Raw genomic sequence first — 19564 nt, forward strand, 5'->3', positions numbered from 1 at the left:
CCGATGCGTATCACCATCAAGACCAAGCTGATCTGTTCGTTCGGTGCGGTTCTCGCCCTTCTGGGAACCGCCGGCTATTTCGGCGTCTCCAGCCTCGGCCAGACCAACCAGTCGATGGCCGACTTCGCCTCCGGACCCTTCCGCCAGATGGGCAGCGGCATGGAGATGAAGACGGCGATGATGGACACGCGCCGTGCGCTGGTCGACATCCTCCTCTCCACGGACGCCGCCAAGATCGCGACCCTGAAGGACGGGGTGCAGAAGAACTGGCAGGACATCGAGCACCAGAGCGCCGAGATGCTCGGCGCGATGGACAACGAGGGCCGCAGGGCCGCGGCCGATCTGGCGCCGGCCTTGGCGAAGGCCCGCTCCGTCGTCGACGAGACCCTCGCCCATCTCGAGCGTGCCGACAACGGCGCGGGCGACAAGGCGATCCGCGCGGTGGGCGCCGCGGTCGATCCGCTGCTGGCCGATCTTTCGAGCCTCCGGTCGGGTCTCGAGGCATCGGGCGCGCGCGGCGAGGCCGCGGCCGCGAACGACATGGCCCTCGGTCTTGAACGGGCGCGCTTTGCCGCCGTCTCGACGGTCGTGCTCGGCGATCCGCAGGCGATCCAGGCGGCCTCCGACCGCGTCGACGCGCTGACGAGCGAGTTCGGCGCGAAGCTCGAGACCGTCGCGGCGAGCCCGGCGGCCGGCCCGCAGGCCGTTCTCGTCCAGAAGCTGCGCGCCGAATGGAACGCGACCGACACGGTCCTGTCGCAGACGGCGGCCTATGGCGTGCGCAACGATTTCGCCAATGCGCAGACGACCCTCGATACCAAGGTGGCGCCCACCCTCGGCGCCCTCAGCGACCGCCTCGACGAACTTGCCCGCCAGGCGTCCGAGAGCGCGCAGTCCTCGGTAGCGACGGCCCAGGCGAACTACGAGACCACCCGAACCATGCTGATCGCGATCGTGGTCGGGGCGCTGGCCATCGGCGCGGCGGCGGCGGCCTGGATGGCGCTGACGATCTCGCGTGGCCTCCAGCGCTCGGTGAAGCTTGCCGAGGACATCGGCGCCGGCGACCTGACGCAGACCGTCGCGGTGCGCGCCGACGACGAGATCGGCGACCTGACCCGCGCCATGAACACGATGACCGAGAACCTGCGCGGCATCGTCTCCGAGGTCACGGGTTCCGCCAGCCAGGTCGCGGCCGGCTCGCAGCAGTCCTCGGCGACCGCCGAGCAGTTGAGCCAGGGCTCGACCGAGCAGGCGGCGGCGACGGAGCAGGCGTCGTCGGCGATGGAGGAGATGGCGGCTAACATCCGCCAGAACTCGGAGAACGCCTCGACGACGGAGAAGATCGCGGCGCAGGCCTCGACCAGCGCCGAGCGGAGCGGCCAGGCGGTGGCGAACTCGGTGGAGGCGATGCGCACCATCGCCGACAAGATTCGGATCGTCCAGGAGATCGCCCGCCAGACCGACCTTCTGGCGCTGAACGCGGCGATCGAGGCGGCGCGCGCCGGCCAGCACGGCAAGGGCTTTGCGGTGGTGGCGTCCGAGGTGCGCAAGCTCGCCGAGCGCAGCCAAATCGCGGCGACCGAGATCGGGGCTCTGTCGGGCACGACGCTCAAGATCGCCGAGGAAGCCGGCGGCATGCTGCAGCAGCTGGTGCCCGACATCCAGCGCACCTCGGAGCTGGTGGCCGAGATCTCGGCGGCCTGCCGCGAGCAGAACGCCGGCGCCGAGCAGATCAACCAGGCCATCCAGCAGCTCGATCAGGTGACGCAGCAGAACGCGGCCGCCGCCAACGAGATGTCGGCCACCGCCGAGCAGCTGTCCGCTGAGGCCGGCCGCCTCAACGATCGCGCCGGCTACTTCCGGCTGGACGACGCGCACCCGGCCGCCCGCTCGGCGGCGTCCGCCGGCGACGCCCGCGCCCTGCAGGCCAAGGTCGGACGCTTCGCCGCCACCAAGGCCGCGCCGAAGGCCAAGGCGCCCGTGCGACCCGTCGCCAAGGGCGGCTTCGACCTCGACCTCGGCGGCGACGGTCAGGATGCCGGTTTCGAGAGGATCAGCGCATGAGCTTTGCTGCCGGCTACGACCACGATGCGTCCGGCAGCGATGGGCCGGACGAGGAGATCGCGCGCGAGATCCTCACTTTCCGCCTCGGCTCGGAGACGTTCGGCATCCGCGTCGCCCACGTGCGCGAGGTGCTGGACTACAAGCCGGTCGCGCGCATCTCGAACGCCCCGTCGATGCTGATTGGCATGATCGACGTGCGCGGCACCGGCGTGCCGGTGGTGGATCTGAAGTCGGAGCTGCGCATGCGTGGCTTCGACGACGGTGAGCCAACGGGCGACAGCCGGATCATCGTCCTCGACTTCGAGGCGGGCGGCGTCCGGCGCGCGGTGGCGGTGATCGCCGACACGGTGCACGAGGTGACCGAGTTCGCCGAGGAGGACGTCGAGCCGGCGCCCGAGTTCGGCGAGACGTGGAACTCGTCCTTCATGACCGGGCTCGGCCGGCGCGGCGAGACGTTCCTGACGCTGCTCGACCTTCCCAGGCTCTTCGAGGCGGAGCGCTTCGAGTTCGCCTGAGGCGAGGCGATGCCGTCCACCGGATGGCCCTCAGCATGGGGGCCGTCCCTCTTCTTCCAGCACCGGACCCGACCATGGCGCGCGCCGCGACCCTTCCCAAATCCGCCCCCGTGTCCGCCGGCGCCCATGCGGCGACGCTGGACATGGCGACCTTCCGCGACCTGGCGGTGCTGGTGGACGAGAGCTGCGGCATCATGATGAGCGACGCCAAGCGGGTGATGCTGGAAACGCGGCTGCGCCGGCGCCTCGCCGCGCGAGGCCTCGACGACTTCCGCGCCTATGTCGCGCTCCTGCGCACGCCCGAGGGGCGGGCGGCCGAGTTCCAGGCCTTCACCGACTGCGTGGTCACCAACGAGACCTCGTTCTTCCGCGAGCCGCCGCATTTCGAGCACCTGACGCCGGAAGAGCTGCGGCGCCTTGCCGAGGGTGGGCGCGAGCGGTCGCTGCGCATCTGGTCGGCTGCCTCCTCGAGCGGGCAGGAGGCCTACAGCCTCGCGATGATCGCCGACGACGCCTCGAACGGCGGCCAGCTCTTCCCCTGGACGGTGACCGCGACCGACATCTCGGTGCGCATGCTGAACGCGGTGCGCGAGGGCGTCTACCATGCCGACGCCGTGCGCAGCGTGCCGGCGCGCCTGCGCCAGAAGTACCTGGAGCCGGTCGGCACCGGCGCGGACCAGGCGATGAGCGTGCGACCCGAGCTTCGGCGCAACGTCCGCCTCGGCCAGATCAACCTGATGCACGGCGAGTACCGGCCGGGTCAGGCGATGGACATCGTCTTCTGCCGCAACGTCCTCATCTACTTCCAGCCGGACGCCCAGCTCGAGGTGGTCGGCAAGCTCCTGCGCCACCTGCGCCCGGGCGGTCTCCTGTTCCTCGGCCATGCCGAATCGATCCGTTCGACCCGGCTCCCGCTCCGGCTGATCCGCAGCAACATCTACGAGCGGACGGAGTGAGCGCGATGCGGTCCATCAAGGTCCTGATCGTCGACGATTCGGCGAGCGTTCGCACGATCCTCACCGAGATCCTCAACGCCGAGGCCGACATCGAGGTGATCGCCACCGCGTCGAACCCGTATTTCGCGGCCGAGCGAATGCGCGAGGCGGTGCCGGACGTTATCGTCTGCGACATCGAGATGCCGCGCATGGACGGCATCACCTTCGTCCAGAAGCTGATGAGCCAGCGACCGATCCCGGTCGTGATCTGCTCCTCGCTCGCCGAGGCCGGCTCCAAGATTGCGCTGCAGGCGCTGGAGGCGGGTGCGGTCGAGATCATCACCAAGCCGCGCGTCGGAACGCTTCAGTTCCTGATGGAGGCGAAGACCCGCATCTGCGACGCGGTGCGCGCGGCGTCGAAGGCGCGCGTCGTCGCCCGCACCGCCACGATCGACGTCCAGAAGAAGCTGACCGCCGACGCCGTGCTGCCGCCGGTCTCGGGCCGCCCGATCGACCGCACCACCGACAAGGTCGTGGTGATCGGCGCCTCGACGGGCGGGACGGAGGCGCTGCGCCGGCTGCTCGAGGCGCTGCCGGAGAACTCGCCCGGCATCGTCATCGTCCAGCACATGCCGGCAGGCTTCACCAGCGCCTTCGGGCGCCGCCTCGACGGCCTCTGCCGCATGGAGGTGCGCGAGGCCGAGACCGGCGACCGCGTCGTGCCGGGCCTCGCGCTGATCGCGCCCGGCAACCACCATCTCCTGCTCCAGCGCTCGGGCGCCCAGTACCATGTCGAGGTGCGCGACGGGCCGCTGGTGACACGCCACCGCCCGTCCGTCGACGTGCTGTTCCGCTCGGCGGCGCGCGCGGCCGGCGCCAACGCGCTCGGCGTGATCCTGACGGGCATGGGCGACGACGGCGCCAAGGGCATGCTGGAGCTGCGCCAGACCGGCGCCCACACGATCGGCCAGGACGAGGGAACTTGCGTCGTCTACGGCATGCCCAAGGAAGCCATGAAGGTTGGTGCGGTGGAAGCCGAACTGCCGCTCGACAAGATCCCGGCCGAAATCCTCCGGTTTGCGGCCGACCCCTCCATCAAGCCAGCGGCGGCCAAGCGATGACGACACGCGCGAACACCCTGTCCGGCGCAGCTCCCGCCGCCGCACTCGCATCCGGCCCCGGCGACTTCGAGCGGCTCGCCACCGCGCTCGTCCGCTGGACGGCGGCGAGCGAGAGCGTCTTCCTCGACGCCGGCGAACGGCTGCGCACGACGCACGGCCGAATCGCGGGCGTGCGCGAGGGCATCGCGCGCGCGACCGAGATCTTCACCCAGCCCGTGATGGCTGAGGCGCGCGCCTCCCTCGTCGAGGCGGCGGCCAGCGTCGAGACGGCGTGGCAACTGACCGCCGAGCGGCAGGAGCGGATCGGCGAACTGAACGCGGCGGTCGAGAGCGCCCGCAACGCCTCTGCCTCGCTGAAGACCGTGTTCCGCGTCCTCGACTACATCGTCGTGATCGCAAGGGCCCAGGTCGAGAGCATGGCGGGCGCCGAGGTGGACCTCGTGTCCTTCTCGCGCACCGTCGACGATCTCGTCACGTCGGGCACCTCCGTCGCCCAGTCGATCGACGAGCGGATGGGTCTGCTCCGCACCGCGCTCCAGGAAAGCCGCACCATCGCCGCGCGCGCCACCACCGCCGGCGACGAGCGCGAGCTCGCGGGCGGCTTCCAGGCGCTGATCGACCGGATCGCCGAGCAACAGAGCGTGGCGGCGAAAAGCCGGGACGAGGCGCAGCGCGCCTTCACCGCCGTCTGGCAGGCGGTGGCCGGCGCCGTGATGGGCCTTCAGGCCCACGACATGGCCCGCCAGCGGCTGGAGCACACCGTCCAGAATCTTGAGCTGATCGGGCCGCTGCGGCGCGACGGCCGGCTCGTCGAGGGCGAGACGCCGCTCGAGCCCGCCCACCGGGAGGCCGCGGTGCGCCGCATCGCGCGGCTCGAGACGGCCCAGCTCGACGATCTCGCCGCGACCTACGGCGCGCTGATGGACAAGCTCGGCCTCGACCTCGTCGCCATCGCCGACCGACTCGACGACTGCGGCGACATCCTGGAGGGCCTTCGCGCGCCGGGGACCGGCACCGAGGGCATGGCGGCACTGGAGGCAGGCGCCTCGCGCCTGCGGGCCGCGATGGAATCGGGCGCCGAGGCGCGCCGGACGCTCGCCGCCAGCCTGTCGCGCAGTGTCGAGCGCACCGCGCATCTCATCGAGATGACCGACCAGATGACGGGGCTCGAGTTCCACCTCAACCTCGCCGGCCTCAACGCCGCGATCCAGGCCGCCCATGTCGAGGGCGGCGACGAAACGATCGGCTACATCGCTCGCGTGATCCGCGAGCAGTCCTCGCAGGCGCGCGAGGAGGTCGATGTGATCCGCGTCGGTACCGAGCGCGCGGCCGCCGCCACGCAGGACCTCGCCGGCCGCCTCCTCCCCGCAATCGCCGAGGCGGAAACATCGGTGGACCGCAATCTCACCACGGCCTGCACCGGCCTTGCCAGCGCCGAGGCCGAAAGCGCGCGCGCGCTCGCCGCCAGCGCCGAGGCGGCCGGCGGCATGGGCGACGAGATCCGTGCCGTCCTCAAGATGATGTCGCTGCACGAGGAGGGCACGGCGATGATGCGGGCGCTATCGGCCGCGATCGCCTCGCTCGCCGCCGCACCCATCGCCGCCGAACTCCCGGCCGCGGAGGCCGCGCGTCTCGATGCGCTCCTGTGCGCCGGCTACACGATGAAGGAGGAGCGCAGCGTCTTCGCCGCCGCGCTCGGGGGCTCGGGCGGCAAGACCAGCGCTGCCGCTGCCCCTGCCTCTGCTCCCCCGGCCGACGACGACTTCGACGACATCCTCTTCTGACGGCGGGCCGCGCCGTTACCAGCCGGGCGCCACCGCGCGCGGCGGGGGAACGAGCCCCGAGCGCGGCGCGAGGTCGCCCGGCGGCCAGGCGAGGCCGTCGAACCCGTCGCCGCCGCGCCTCAGGAGCGGGCTCATGAACGGATCGGCGGCCGCGACATCGGCCCAGCGCACCGAGAGCGTGTCGATCTCGCGCTGCAGTGCGGGCGCGGCCAGCCCGCCGGCGGCCTCGTCCGCCGGGGTGTCGCAGACGAGACGCGCATCCGGCGCGACCACGACGCGGCGCCCGAGCGCCTGAAGCTTCAGCGCGTAGTCGGCCGAAAAGAGATGGCGCGGGAAGAGAACGGAATCGAATCCGCCGAGCGCCAGGAAGTCCGCCCGCCGCGTCGCGAACACGCGGCCGCTGACGGCCGACACCTGATGGGCGACGAGAAGGCCGTCGCCGTGACCGGGATCCTCAGCGCCTCGGCCGCGATAGCGCGGGCGCGGCGCGGCGCCGAGGGCGAGCGCGAGGCCCGCATCGACGATATCACCCGCGCGGCCGACGAGAAGCGGCGCCGCGAGACCGGTCGCGGGATCGGCGAGGCGGCCGAGAAGCTCGTCCAGCCAGCGGTCGTCGATTGGCGTGACGCCGACCGGCAGGAGGCAGAGCGCCTCGCCGGCCAAACGCGCCGCGGCATCGCTTAAGCGGCGAGCCGGCGAGCGGCCGGGCGCGGCGCCCTCCGCCTCGACCCCGCCGAGGCGAAGGCGCGCGAGCGCCGCACTGTCGAGGCGCGGCGAGGACACGAGGACGGTCGCCGCGCGGCGTCGGCGTGTCGGCTCCAGCGCCTCCACAGCGGCGGCGATCGCCGCCTCGTCGTGCCAGCCGGCGTCGAGAAGGATCGAGCAGGCACCGGGCAGCGGCTCGCGCCGGACCCGCACGGCCGGAAGGCTCGCTGGCGGGCGCGGCTCGATCGTTGCGGCGAGCCCGCGCCGCGCCAGATGCGCGCGCACCGCCGCGGCCAGGCGATCCGTCGCGCCGGGAACAGTGGGCGGGACGGTGAAGCCGAAACCCGGCACGTGAAGATGGCGCGCGGTGCCCGACAGGGCCCGGTCGAGCGGATGCAGGAACAGGCGATCGGCGTCGCCGGCGCCGGCCTCGAGGGCGGCGAGCGCCGCTTGGCGACGGATCGCGAAGGGCGCGCCCGCGCAGCCCTGCTCCAGCGCGCGCTCGTGGTCGAAGGCGGTGGCGGCGAGCGGCGCGGATTCACCCCCATCCAGCATCAGAAGGCGGTCGCCGAAGGCGATCGCAGCGCCGGGCTCCGAGAGCAGCGCCTCCACCAGACGCTCCGGCCCGCCGGGGCGGGCGAGCGTTCCGGCCGGCATCACCAGCACCGCCTCGCAGTCGGCCGCCTCGCCCTCGAGGAACCCCCGGAGGTCGGCGGGCTCGAAGCCGCCGTCGCGCTCCGGCAGGACGACGCCGATCCATTCGCCGAGCGCATCGAGCGCGGGCGCGGCAAGGCTCGCCTCCGCGCCGTCCTCGCCGATCAAGGCGACCGCGACGGGCGGGGTGCCGAGACGCGGCAGGGAGGGAAGCGGAAACCGCGCCTCCCACCGCGCGAAATCGGCGAACGGCACCCCTTGCGGAAACCAGCGGTCGAAGCGCTCGCCACGCAAGCGCTCACCTTCGGTCTCGGCCCGTTCATCGAGATGGGCACCGAGCGTATCGGCAAAGGCGAGGACCGCGACGGGGCCGCCCGGCAGCGGCTGGCCGTCGGCATGGACCTCGACCTCGTGCAGCCGACCGTCGGCGAACTCGTCCGGCAGCCGCAGGCGAAAGGCGGGCTCGGCGCGCAGGTGCCCGCCGCGCCGCACCTCGCGCCAGCGGTCGGCGGAGGCGAGCGCGACGATGGCGTCGTCGATGCGCGCCTCGATGCGCGGCGGCGGGCCGTCCGCAGACGGGCGATGCACCCAGCCCTCGAGATCGAGGCCTCCCGGCCAGCGCACCGCGCCGGTCGGGCCGGGGGACGCCGCGAAGGGTTCGCCCTCGTGCAAGGGGATCGGTGCCCCCACGGGCTCGCCGCCGTTGGCGAGGCGCACCGCGGCCGTTGCCGCATGGGGCAGCACCGCGGGGTCGAGCGCGAACGCGAAGCCGTGGCACCCGTCGCCCACCGCCGCACCGCCCTCGATTGCCGCCCCGAGCCGCAGGTCGGCACGCGCCAGCGCAACCGGCACGCCGTCGAGAAGGAGCTCCACGACGAAGCGTTGCTCGGGATCGGCGGGATCGGCGGCCCAGCCCTCGATCAGGGTCTCGCCCGTGCGTCGGGCGAAAAGGCGCAGCGCGCCGTCGTCGGCGACGCGGGCCGGTGCGTCGGTCGATCCGGCGGACAGGCGCCTACGCCGCGAGGCGACCAGCGAACCAATCGACGATGGCCTGGACGGTGTCTCGCTCATCGTGGCTCCGATCGAGAAGAAGGGACGGGGGCATCGGATCGAGCGCGCCGTCGCTCCAGTCGACCTGCGCGCCGGGGCGGCCGGTCTCGGCGATGATCCGCTCGAAGAGGGCGAGCGACGGATCGGCGGGCGGCAGCACCAGCGCCGCGACGCCGGATGCGGCGGCGGCGAACTCGTCGGGGCGGAGCCGTCCCGTGGCCGCGATGCCGCGCCCGATCAGGGCGAGGTCGTCGGCACTCGCGCCGACGACCGCGAGCCGCGCGCCGGGCAAGCGGGCGCGGAGCGCGGCGCCGAGGCGCTGCGCGAAGGCGAGCGAGGCCGGGGCGGGGACCCCCATGACCACGGCAAGCTTATTGTCCGCCTCGGCGGGCGGGAGGCGCGATGCCGTTTCCGGCGGTCCCCGGAGCCATGCCGCCGCCGGATCCCCATGCAGCGCGCGGCGCAGTGCCGCCTCCGTGGCACGGTCGAGGGCGAGGATCGAGACCGCGCGGTCGCCGAGTTCCGCGCGCCAGGCGAGCGCGTCGGCCGCCAGCGGATGGGCTCCGCCCGGCTGCGGCGTGCCGGCGAGGATCGTCACAGCGCCGCCGAGCGGCCGGATCGCGTCGAGCAGGCCCGGCGGCGGGGGCGCGCCGACGAGATCGATCTCGCCCGGCGCCAGCGCGGCGAGCCAGGCCGCCAGCGCGCCGCCGTCCGCGGCCAAGTCGTACCCGAGCGACTGCGGCGCGCCGCCGCCGACGCTTGCGAGGTCCGCCCGGAGCCCGGCGCCCGACCGGCGCCAGGTCAGCACCACCGCGCCGGCAGCCGCCTCGCCGAGGCGATGGAGATGTTCCACAAGCACCGCGCTGCCCGCTGGTGCCAGGAGGAGGCGTGGGCGGCCGGTCGGCGGGCAGGCCTCCTCCAGCCGCGCCCGTGCCGCCCGCAGCGGATCGGCGCGGCGAAAGGCGGCGCTTTCCGCGCGGATGCCGGGACAGCGGCGACGGAGACGCCGCAGGTTGCGCGCCACGAGCATCGCCTTGTCCGGCCCGAACGAGCGCGAGCCGTGATGGGGCACGAAGAGGCCGGGGGCCGAGACGTTGCGGAACCCCGCCTGCCGCGCCGCGAGCGTCCATTCGAGGTCCTCGAAATAGCCGCGCTCGTAGATTTCCGACGGCGGACCCACGGCGGCGAGGCAGTCGTGTCGCAGGTACAGCGCGAAGCCGATGCCGTTCGGCAGCGCGACGGGCGCGGTGTCGAGGCGGCGCGCGGCGGCATCGATCCGGGCGGCTTCGGTCTCAAGCGGCAGCGGCGCCGCCTGTCCGAGGCGCGGCCAGCTCGTCCACTCGCCGTTGTTGGACAGGGGCGTCGCGGTGCCGATGTCGGGCGCGGCATAGGCCGCGTCCGCGAGGCGCTGGAGCGCGCCGGCCGGCAGGATCGCGTCGGCGTTCAGCACCAGCGCGTCCGAGCCTTCGCCGCCCTCGAGGCCGAGCGCCACCGCGCCGGGAAAGCCGCGGTTCACCGCCGTGCGGCGAAGCTCGAGGAGGCCGCGTGCGGCAAAGGTCTCGAGAAGCGCCGTGATGGCGGGAAAGGGCGAGCAGTCGTCGACCGCGACGAGGCGGGCGCCGGGGTGGCGGGCGACCTCGAGGACGGCGGCGCGCAGCGCGCTGCGCGTCGCGTCGGGATCGCCGAAGACGGGCATCACCACCCGCACCGGACGGCGCGGCGGACTAGCCGTAGGCGGCGCCGCCGGTCGGGCGGCACGGGGCCCGCGATGGCGCGAGCGGGCATGCAGCGGGCCTTGCGCGACGATGCGACCGTCGCGCTCCAGCCGCCAGCCCTCGACCGCCCCGGCCACCGAGCCGTCGAGCCGCGCGCCCGAAGCGCCCGGCGGCAGGAAGCCGAGATGGGGCAGGGGCCGGAGGGCGAAGCGCTGCTCGCCTCCCGAACCGGGCAGCACGAGGCTGGGTGCGGGATCGCCGCGCCAGATCGCCCAGCCCGTCAGCCGGCCGTCCGCGAGATCGGCGATAAGCGCCGCGTCCTCGCCCGCGCGAAAGAGCGCGGCGAGCGCCTGAGCCAGCGCGTCGTCGGCGGCCACGGGGTTCGACAGAATGCGCCGGGAGGCGAGGCGCACGCTGTCGCGGTCGGCGGCAAGACGCAGCGCGATCAGCGCGGCGGCGGGGTCGAGCGGGTCGGCGAGGAGGGCGTGCGCGAGCTCGGCGTCGGCCGCCTCGCGCTCGCCCGCCGCCGAGAGGGCGAGCGCCAGAAGCGCGCGCTCGGCCGCGGTCGCGGGCTCGTCCAGCCGCACGCGCCGGCGCAGGAGCGCCACCGCCTCCTGCGGGGCGCCGTCGCGAAAGCGCCGGGCCGCCAGACGCGTCAGCGCCTCGGCGTGACGCTCCGGCAGCGCCAGCGCCGCGTCGCATGCAAGGAGGTCGGTCCAGTCCATCGCGCCTTCGAGCACCGTGATCGATCGCCCTTCCTTGGCAGAACTGGCTGGCGGCGGCCTGACCGGCGGCGCGGCCGGCCGTCGTCTTCACCCTTTGCTTGCCCTGTCCGCAGGTCCCGCTTGCGGCGTCGGCCGGTCGTGGCAAGCTGCAGGCTGACGCAGTGCGCCAGCCGGGACCCCGAGCCATGAGCCAGACCGACGACACGAAGGACACGGGCGACGCGCGCGACCGCTCGGGCGGCTCGTCCTCCTCGTCCGGCTCGAACGCCTCGGCAGCGGCGACGGTCGCCATGTCCGGCAGCATCGCGACCGCCGCCACGACGACGTCCGCCGCTGCCGGTCCGTCCGCCGGCTCGGGCGGGGCACGCGGCGGCGACGAGGGCGCGGCGATCGCCGGCGCCGGTGGCAGCGGCGCGGCGGCGGCGGAGACCGGCGGTGCGGCGGGCGCGACCGACGGGTCGGCCGGCGCCGGTCCGCAGGCGGGCGGCGGCATGACCGGAGGACTGGGCGGCGCGCGGCAGGCGGGCCCGCATGCCGGGCCGGGCGGCGTATCCGCCGGCATCGGCGGGGCGAGCCTTGGTGGATCGACGGGCGGCGCGGCCGCAGGATCAGCCAGCAATGGCGGTGGCGGCGCGGCGGCCGGCGGCGGCTCGGCGGCGGCCGTGCGCGATGCGGGACCCGAGCGCGGCGATGCAGCCAGCGGCGGCGGGGGCGCGGAGAGCGGTGGATCGGGCGATGGCGGCGGTGCAGCCAGTTCCGCCGAGAGTGGGGGCGAGGGAGGTGCATCGGGCGGCGAGGGCGGCGAGTCCGGTGGCGGGAGCAGCGCGGGCGGCGGCGGCGGAACGGCGGCGAGCGAGGCGGCGGCCGCTGCCGCCGGCGGCTCGTCGGGTTCGAGCGGCGGTGGTTCGGGGGTGGCGGGCAACGGCGGGTCGTTCGGCTCCGGCGTGTCCGGCACCGCGGGCGCATCCGGGACCTCTTCCGGTTCGGACACGGCAGCAGGCACCACGCTCGGTGGAACCACCGCCGCGCTCACGCCCACCGTTTCGATCGACATCGCGCCCGTCTGCTTCCGGCCCGGTACGCGCATCGAGACGCCGGCCGGCGCGTCGGCGATCGAGGACCTCAGGCCCGGCGATCTTGTCCTGACCGTGGACGGTGCGGCGGAACCGGTGCGCTGGATCGGACGCCAGACGGTGGCGGTTCGCGGAAGCGACCCGCTGCGCGTCCTGCCGATCCGTATCCGGGCCGGTGCGATCTCGGAGGCCGTGCCGAGCCGCGACCTGTTCCTGTCGCCCGACCACGCGGTCGGAATTGGCGGCATCCTCGTCCATGCCTCGGCGCTGGTCGACGGGGTCGCTGTCACACGTGAAACGCCGGTCGAGGAGACGATCCTCTATCTCCATGTCGAGCTCGCGCGCCACGCGCTGATCCTCGCCGAGGGGCTGGCGGCCGAGAGCTTCGTCGACAATCTCGAGCAACTCGGTTTCGACAACTGGGACGAGCGCGAGGCGCTGGTGCCGGACGCCGCGCCGGTGGCCGAGATGGACCTGCCGCGGGCCAAATCGCGCCGGCAGGTGCCCGCAGCCCTCCGCCGGGCGCTGGAGGCGCGAGCGTCCGCGCTGCTTTCGGATCCAAATCCGCTCGCCGCCTGAGGGTCGGGGCTCGGCCCCGTTTCAGCTCCGGGACGTGCCGCGACCGGCCCGCCGCCCCCGCCCGAAGGCGGTGCGGCTCCAGTGCCGCTCGCTCGCCTTGTAGGCGGCGAGGCAATGGATGGCGACATGGGCGAGGCACTCCGCCCGGTCGAGGAGGAGGGCGTCGTCCGCCTCGCCCGATGACGGCCGCGCGAGGGCGCCGGCCCAGACCCGCGTCAGCAGGCCGGGACCCGTCGCCAGCCACAGGATGTCGCCGTCGCCGCGATTGACCGCCTCGCTCGCCTGGGCAAGCGCCCTGAGGACGAAGGGATGGCCGGGGCGTGCGGCGAGCACGTTGTTGCCGACCGAGCCGAGGTCCTCCTGATAGGCGAGGAGACCGGCGCCGCGGGCGATGAGCGGAGCGATCGATCGGAGGCATCGGTCGTCGGCATCGACCCAGACGCCGCCCTCGCGGGCGAGGAGCGCGAGGCGAAAGAGGTCCGCCTTCATCGCCGGCTCGCGGGCCCGCGCGAAGGCCGCGGCGGTGGCCGGCGGCCCGTACGCCGCTAGCCAGCCTGCCGCCTCGCGCTCGCTCCAGACGCGGTGCGTGAAACCGGGGTTGAGGTCGCGCCAGGTCGCCATGTAGGCGGCGACGTCGGGGGGCACCGCGTCATCGGTCCAGAACTGGTGGATCGCTTGCGGCACGCCGCCGTCGCCGTCACCGACGCGGGTCGTGAGCGCGCCCTGCCGACGCGCCTCGATCAGATAGAGGACCGCCGAGGCCGTGTGGTCGGGAGAGGCGCGCAGACACGCCGCGATCGCGGCAAGGCGCGCGGCCGGCGGCTCAGCCAGCGCCGCCTGCAGCGCCGCCAGCGTCTCGGCGTCGAGGCGGAATTCGTCGAGAAGCTGGCCGTAATGGCTCTGCGAGGGATTGGCGGACTTGCCGCGCAGCGCGTTGGCGCCGGCCTCCAGCGCCGCACCCTCCTGGAGCGCGCGGGCGGCGCGCGGCAGGTCGAGCGCAAGGAGCGCGGCATGGGCGAGGCGGTTGCGATACCAGCCGTCCGCCGGCTGCAGGCGCACGGCCGCCTCGCCTTCCGCAATGGCACGGTCGAAGTCCCAGCCGGCGGCGGCGAGTTGGGCGCGGGCGAAATGCAGCCGCGCCGCGTCGGCCCGCGTCGCGGTGGCCAATCCCGACAGAAGTGCCTCGGCGCGCGGCAGCCGTGCGCCCTCGATCGCGGCAAGGGCGGCAGCGATCGCAACGGCGGGAACCCGCGCCCGCGCGAGGCTCTCGTCGAAGCAGCGCTCGGCCTCTGCGATCCGGCCGAGCTGGCGCAGCGTCTCGGCGCGCGCGAGGGTCAGCTCGGGCCGCTCGCCGAAGCGCCGCGCGGCCGCCTCGAAGCGTTCGAGCGCCGACGCCGGATCGCCGCGCATCGCGGCAAGGCGCGCCAGCATCAGGGGAGGGCCGAGCCGGCCGGGATCGGCGGTCGCAGCCTCGTCGAAGAGGGCGGTGGCGGCCTCGAGATCGTCGCGCGACAGGGCGAGCCGGGCCCGCGCCTCGAGAAGGCCGGGATGGCCGGGGTGACGCGCCTCGCCGAACGACAGCCAGGCCAGCGCCGCCTCGGGCCACCCCTGCCGCAGCGCTTCTTCGGCGGTCTCGACCGCAAGGTCCGGCCGGTCCGGCCAGCGCCGCGCGGCGTCTTCGAGCACCGCCAGCGCGCCTGCGCCGTCGCCGTCCAGGCGCCGGATGCGGGCCAGCGCGAGCGCGGCTTCCGCAGCGCGGGGATCGCCGGGCGGGAGGCCGGCAAGGAGCGCGCGGGCGTCGTCGCCGTCGCCGCGCTCGGCGAGCCGCAGCGCGAGGAGGATGCGCGGATGGCTTTCGCCGGGGTCGGCCGCGATCGCGGCACGGAGCGCCGAGACCGCCTCGTCCGGCTCGCCCCGTGCCTCGGCGAGAAGGGCGAGGCCGACATGGGCCCAGCCGAGGCCGGGCCGGCTCCGGAGGGCGGCGTGGTAGGCGGCCGCCGCCGCCGTGAAGCTTCCGAGCTCGCGCTCGATGTCGCCGAGGCAGAGGAGCGCGCGCGGATGCCCGGGCGAAAGGCGCAGCGCCTCGCCCAGCCGCGCGCGTGCGCCGGCGATGCCGTCGAGACGGCGGGCGAGGAGGGCAAGCTCGACGAGAGCCTCCGGCGCGGCGTCCGGACGTTCGGCGAGGCGCTCGTAGACGGTTGCGGCGTCCGTGAAGGAGCCGCCCGCGCGAAGGTCGGCGCCAAGATCGAAGCCGGCCTGCGACGGTCCCGCACCGTCCGCCCAGAGCGCGCGCATCCGATTGAGCGCGTCCGCCCCGCGTCCCTCGGCGCGCGCGACGAGGGCGAGGATGCGGTGGGCGCGCGGGGCGGCGGGGTCGATCGCGAGCGCGGCCTCGGCGTCGGCCCCCGCCTGCGCGATGCGGCCGAGCGCGAGGGCCTCGCCAGCACATTCCGCGCGCAGGGCGGCATCTGCGGGAAGGAGGCGAGCGGCGGCGCGAAGATGGGCGAGCGCCCGCTCCGCGTCGCCGGCCTGGCGGGCGCCCCGCGCGAGCTGCCGCAGCGGTCGGGGGGTCGCACCGCGCCGCACGAGATGGCGGACGCAGACCGTCTCGGCCTCCGCGCGCTCGCCGCGTTCGAGGAGCACGTCGGCAAGATCCAGCGCGCCGGCATCCGGGTCGAGGGCGGCGAGCGCGCGGGCCTCATCGAGCCGCATCGCCGCATCGCCGCGACGGGCGGCGAGCCGCATCAGGGCGCGGCGCGCGCCGGCAAAGCGGGGGTGGCGCTGCACGAGCGCGCGCAGCGCGACGTCCGCCTCGTCCAGACGCTCGAGCGCCGCGAGCGCTTCGGCATGGTCGAGCAGGAACCAGGGGTCGGCGGGCAGGAGATCGGCCGCGACGCGAAGGGCGGCCAGCGCCTCCTCCGCGTTGCCGCGCGCGCGCGCGGCCGCGCCGAGCGCGCGCAGGGCGTGGGGCAGGGGCGTTCCGCCGGCAAGCGCGCGCAGCGCCGCCTCGGCTTCCCGGTCGCGGCCAAGTGCGCGCAGGGTTTCGGCGGCGTCGTAGGCGCTCCAGAGGTCGGCGCGGTCGCGCGCGGCGGCGGCGCGGAAATGGAGAAGCGCGGCATCGAGATCGCCCGCGGCGCGCGCGACGAGCCCGAGTGTCCGGCGGGCGGGCGCGAAATCCGGACGCTCCCCGGCGAGAGCCTCTGCCGTCCGTCGGGCGTCCTCGACCTCACCGAGCGCGAGAAGTTCGAGCGCTGCGTCGTTGCGGCTCCACGGGTCGCTCGCCTCGCGGAACAGCGCCAGCGCGCGCGTCCGCTCGCCGGCCGCGCGGGCGGCGAGCGCGAGGTCACGCAAGCTGGGGGTCGGGAGGGCGGACATCGGCGGGCGGCTCGTCGGGCGGAAGGGCACGGAGGCGCCGACCTTGCACCGCGAACCCTGAACGGGCCCTTACGCCGGAAACGCCTCCGCGTCGCGCGGCCTCAAGGCGGTCAGCCCGCCATCACGGTGTCCTTGAACTCCAACTGGTCGGCGCCGGAATAACCGGGGTCGTAGCCGTCGTGGTAGGAGACGGTGGTGCCGGTGTCGGAATGGGTCACGTGCCCGTCGGCGAGGTAGGGATCGTGATGCGCCGTGCCCGTGTCGGTATGCCCGCTGTCGTAGCCGTCGGACCCGCCGGAATAGCCGAGAAGCGCGAACGGGTCGGACCCGTCGCCGCCGACCACGCTGTCGGGCGATCCGTAGGCGTAGACGCCGGCGTCGTGCGCCGCGTAGGGATCGTGGGACGAATAGGGGTCGTGGGTGCCGTAGGCGCCGGCCGTGTGGGCATCGTCGCCACCCGCGGGCGGCATCGTGCCGGCGCCGTCGTGCAGGACGATCGTGTCGCTGCCCGAGCCGCCCGGCAGGTCGGCGAAGGCGGACGAGCCGTCGGTGTGGACGGCCTGCGCGGAGGCCGACCCGTCCATCGTCGCCCCCTCGCTGCCGGCATGGACGGTGTCGGTGTGAAGCGTCGCGGAATGGCCGGACGCGTAGATCGTGGCGTTGCCGCCGTAGATCGTCTCCATGCCGCCCGAGGAGCGAATCGTGTCGCTGCCCGCGGGCGCGGGCGGCAGGGTGGAGAGCCCGTGCGTGCCCCCGTCGCTGCCCCAGAGCGTGTCGGTACCCAAGCCCCCGAACGTCTCTGCACCGGTGCCGGCATGGCCGCCGGGCACGCTGTCGGCGCCGGGCGGCGGCGCGTAGGCCGTCGCGACTTGGGTCTCGACGGGCGGCGCATGGAAGGCCGGGGCGCCGTCGGCAACGGGGCCCCTCGCGGGGGCCGCAGGGTCCTGCGGGACCGCGGTGTCGGAACCGCCGGCGAGGATCGAGGCGGTGTGGTCGGGCTCGATCCCCGCGCCGTCGACTTGGCCGGGGGGCGTCGCGGCCTCGGCATGGGACGCGGTCGGCGAGGGGGCCGAGGCCTCGCTCGTCACCGGTTCGGCGCTCGTGCGCGAGACGTCGGCCGAATCCGCAGACGTGCCGCCCAACCCGAGGTCGGACAACACGCTGTTGATATGGTTCGACGTGTCCGGGGACATGTGTCCCTGGTTCGCGTTCGCCGAATAGGTGTAGATCTCAGCCATTCAGGGCCTTCAGGATCCGGCGCCGCCGAGACGCGGTGCCGGGGCGGATGGGTCAGGCGGCCGCGTCCACCGGTCCGGCCGCTCGGCGGAAGACCCGCAGGCGGCTCGGCTGGCGGACGGGGGTGGGCGGGGACAGGTGCGCGGAGACCTTTGCGGCCGCCACGAAGTCGAGGCGCACGCCGACGAGCGGGTCGAGCGGCGTCGGGCCGACGAGCTCGATCTCGCGGCCCTGGCGGGTCGAGACCGACGAGCCGAGGAAGACGCCGTCGGCCTTGAGCGCGAGGCCGGGCGCGGTGTCCGGCAGCAGCCGCACGCGCAGGCCGATCAGCGGCAGCGCCCGGCCGCGCGTGCCGGCATAGGCGCCGGCGGGCGTCCAGGGCGACCAGCCCGCGCCGCGCCCGCCCGACGCCACCTGATATTCGACCGGCAGCTCGGCGGCGACGCCGCGCATCTCCAGCCCCTCGATCCGGCCCGGCGTTTCCGGACCGCAGATCCAGTGGCCGCGCGGGGCGGCGATGTCGCCGCGCAGCGACACGTGGGCGCGCAGGAGGAACTCGACGCCGCCATCGGGGAGGTCGGGCCGCAGACGCAGCGCCGGCTCCGGCGCCGCTTCGGCCTCCGCGCCCATGCGCTTCAGCTCGAGGCCCGCCGGCAGGACGTTGCCGGGTCCCTTCGCGCGCATCACGACGTCGATCGCGCCGGCCGCCTCGGCGGTCACCACAAGCACCTGGCCCGGCCGCGACAGGAAGCCCGGCCGCTCGCCGGGCGCGGTCAGGAGCGAGATGCCGGGCGACACGGCGACGATCTCGACCTCGGGCGCCTCGCCGGTCAGCAAGGCGTCCGCCCGGTACGAGAACGCCGAGAGTCCTCGTTCCACCCGCAATGTCGCGCGTCGCTCGGATCCGTGCACAGCCCGCTCCATCCATTTCGTCCCATGCAGAAGACGACGAGGTCGGGCGATATTCAAGTTAATGAATACTGTTCCTGATGGTGAGGAAAACAACAGATGAACCGGAATGGCGTCGTTGAATGCTTTGCTTAAAGATCAACGCAAAATTACCGAAGGTTTCCGCAGTGGTCACCATCTTGGCCGGACGGGCGGGGCGGATACCGCCGCCTCACGGCGCAACCGCACGTTACAGATGCGTAAGGAATATCATTCATAGTCTCAACGAATTGTCCGAGTGGGAGCCGTCCGCAGATGATCCGGGGAAGCATCGAGTTCGCCAGCGCCGACCAGATTCAGGGCTGGATCCATACGTCCGACGGCCGGGTGCGCGACTACACGCTGCTGGCCTTCCATGGCGACCAGTGCGTAGGCGCCGGCAAGGTCAACACCTTCCGCGGTGACCTTGCGGACGCAGGCCTCGGCGACGGCCATCTCGGCTTCAGCTTTCCGATCTCGGTCGCGCCCGATCGCGTGGGTTCCGTGGTGCTGCGCCTCGAGGGCGGCGACGCGGTGATCCTGCAGAACGGCGCGCATGTCGCGGGCGGTTCGAAGGCGCGCGCGGGCCTCCAGCGCGACGAGGTGCGCGAGCGCCTCGCCGCCCTGAAATGGGCGCTGAAGCACGGGCGCATCTCGCAGGCCGACTTCGACTTCCTGCGCATCCTCTGGTCCTTCGGCGTCTACGAGCGCGGCCTCCTGCGCCGCTCGGCGGGTGACGAGGCGGTGGTGGCGGAGAAGCCGGCCACGGTCGCCGCGGCGCTACTGGAATCCTACGCCGGCACCGACGTGCGCACGAGCGCGGAAACGGTCCGCACCCCGGCCGAGTTCGCGGCCGCGCTCGCCCGCACGCTCGCCGCCCCGGCCGCGCCGCCGGTCGTTGCCCTCCATGCCACCGGCCGCGCCAGCGTGCGCGTCGCCGAAGGCACCCACGTCTCCGACACCGAAGGCGCGCAGGCGGTGCCCTTCACCGACTATGCGCTGACCGGCGAGCAGCTCCTGATCCTTGACGCGCGGGCGCGCTCGGAAATCCAGATCGGCGAGGGAGCCTCGGTCGAGATCGTCCGCGCCGAACCCGTCGCCTGACG

At 74.2% G+C, this 19564-nt stretch carries 12 protein-coding genes; 7 read left to right on the forward strand and 5 right to left on the reverse strand.

Annotation, left to right across the window (positions count from 1 at the left end; genetic code table 11):
- Positions 1–3: 3 nt before the first annotated feature.
- The 5 genes from BM175_RS11370 to BM175_RS11390 all read left to right on the forward strand — a co-directional run bounded on the left by BM175_RS11370 (position 4) and on the right by BM175_RS11390 (position 6419).
- A complete protein-coding gene (locus tag BM175_RS11370) occupies positions 4–2064 on the forward strand; it encodes a HAMP domain-containing methyl-accepting chemotaxis protein (RefSeq protein ID WP_090963115.1) in 2061 nt (686 codons plus the stop codon).
- Positions 2061–2579 (forward strand): chemotaxis protein CheW, encoded by a 519-nt coding sequence (locus tag BM175_RS11375; protein ID WP_090963116.1) that lies wholly within the window; start codon positions 2061–2063, stop codon positions 2577–2579. The genes BM175_RS11370 and BM175_RS11375 overlap by 4 nt, the downstream gene beginning before the upstream one ends.
- A 74-nt stretch (positions 2580–2653) precedes the next feature.
- Positions 2654–3535: a CheR family methyltransferase gene (locus BM175_RS11380; RefSeq protein ID WP_175526837.1), complete on the forward strand. Its 882-nt coding sequence runs from the start codon at positions 2654–2656 to the stop codon at positions 3533–3535.
- A 5-nt stretch (positions 3536–3540) separates the two neighbouring features.
- On the forward strand, positions 3541–4635 hold the full coding sequence (locus tag BM175_RS11385; RefSeq protein WP_090963403.1) for a protein-glutamate methylesterase/protein-glutamine glutaminase: 1095 nt from the start codon (positions 3541–3543) through the stop codon (positions 4633–4635).
- Positions 4632–6419 carry a hypothetical protein gene (locus BM175_RS11390; protein ID WP_090963120.1) on the forward strand — a complete coding sequence of 596 codons (1788 nt, stop codon included), beginning with the start codon at positions 4632–4634 and terminating at the stop codon, positions 6417–6419. The genes BM175_RS11385 and BM175_RS11390 overlap by 4 nt, the downstream gene beginning before the upstream one ends.
- Before the next feature lie 15 nt (positions 6420–6434).
- Here BM175_RS11390 and BM175_RS11395 read toward each other — a convergent pair whose 3' ends face one another.
- Complete coding sequence (locus BM175_RS11395) at positions 6435–8849, reverse strand: glycosyltransferase family 2 protein (protein ID WP_090963122.1); 2415 nt, start codon at positions 8847–8849, stop codon at positions 6435–6437.
- Complete coding sequence (locus BM175_RS11400; RefSeq protein ID WP_139224607.1) at positions 8791–11268, reverse strand: glycosyltransferase; 2478 nt, start codon at positions 11266–11268, stop codon at positions 8791–8793. The genes BM175_RS11395 and BM175_RS11400 overlap by 59 nt, the downstream gene beginning before the upstream one ends.
- Positions 11269–11453: 185 nt before the next feature.
- Between BM175_RS11400 and BM175_RS11405 the strand changes: the two genes are divergently transcribed.
- Positions 11454–12920 carry a Hint domain-containing protein gene (locus tag BM175_RS11405; RefSeq protein WP_090963125.1) on the forward strand — a complete coding sequence of 489 codons (1467 nt, stop codon included), beginning with the start codon at positions 11454–11456 and terminating at the stop codon, positions 12918–12920.
- 21 nt (positions 12921–12941) lie between these two features.
- Here the strand turns inward: BM175_RS11405 and BM175_RS11410 are convergent, their stop codons facing one another.
- The 3 genes from BM175_RS11410 to BM175_RS11420 form a co-directional block, all read right to left on the reverse strand.
- Entirely contained in the window at positions 12942–16295 is a 3354-nt protein-coding gene (locus tag BM175_RS11410) for a tetratricopeptide repeat protein (protein WP_090963127.1), read from the reverse strand.
- Between the two features lie 110 nt (positions 16296–16405).
- On the reverse strand, positions 16406–17533 hold the full coding sequence (locus BM175_RS11415; RefSeq protein ID WP_090963129.1) for a hypothetical protein: 1128 nt from the start codon (positions 17531–17533) through the stop codon (positions 16406–16408).
- A gap of 52 nt (positions 17534–17585) precedes the next feature.
- Positions 17586–18410, reverse strand: a complete 825-nt coding sequence (locus tag BM175_RS11420; protein ID WP_175526838.1) for a hypothetical protein — start codon at positions 18408–18410, stop codon at positions 17586–17588.
- A gap of 324 nt (positions 18411–18734) precedes the next feature.
- Here BM175_RS11420 and BM175_RS11425 point away from each other — a divergent pair, with 324 nt between their 5' ends.
- A complete protein-coding gene (locus BM175_RS11425; protein WP_090963133.1) occupies positions 18735–19562 on the forward strand; it encodes a hypothetical protein in 828 nt (275 codons plus the stop codon).
- Positions 19563–19564 lie beyond the last annotated feature (2 nt).

Origin of the sequence: Aureimonas phyllosphaerae, from assembly GCF_900113065.1 — a bacterium.
Classification (GTDB): Bacteria; Pseudomonadota; Alphaproteobacteria; order Rhizobiales; family Rhizobiaceae; genus Aureimonas; species Aureimonas phyllosphaerae.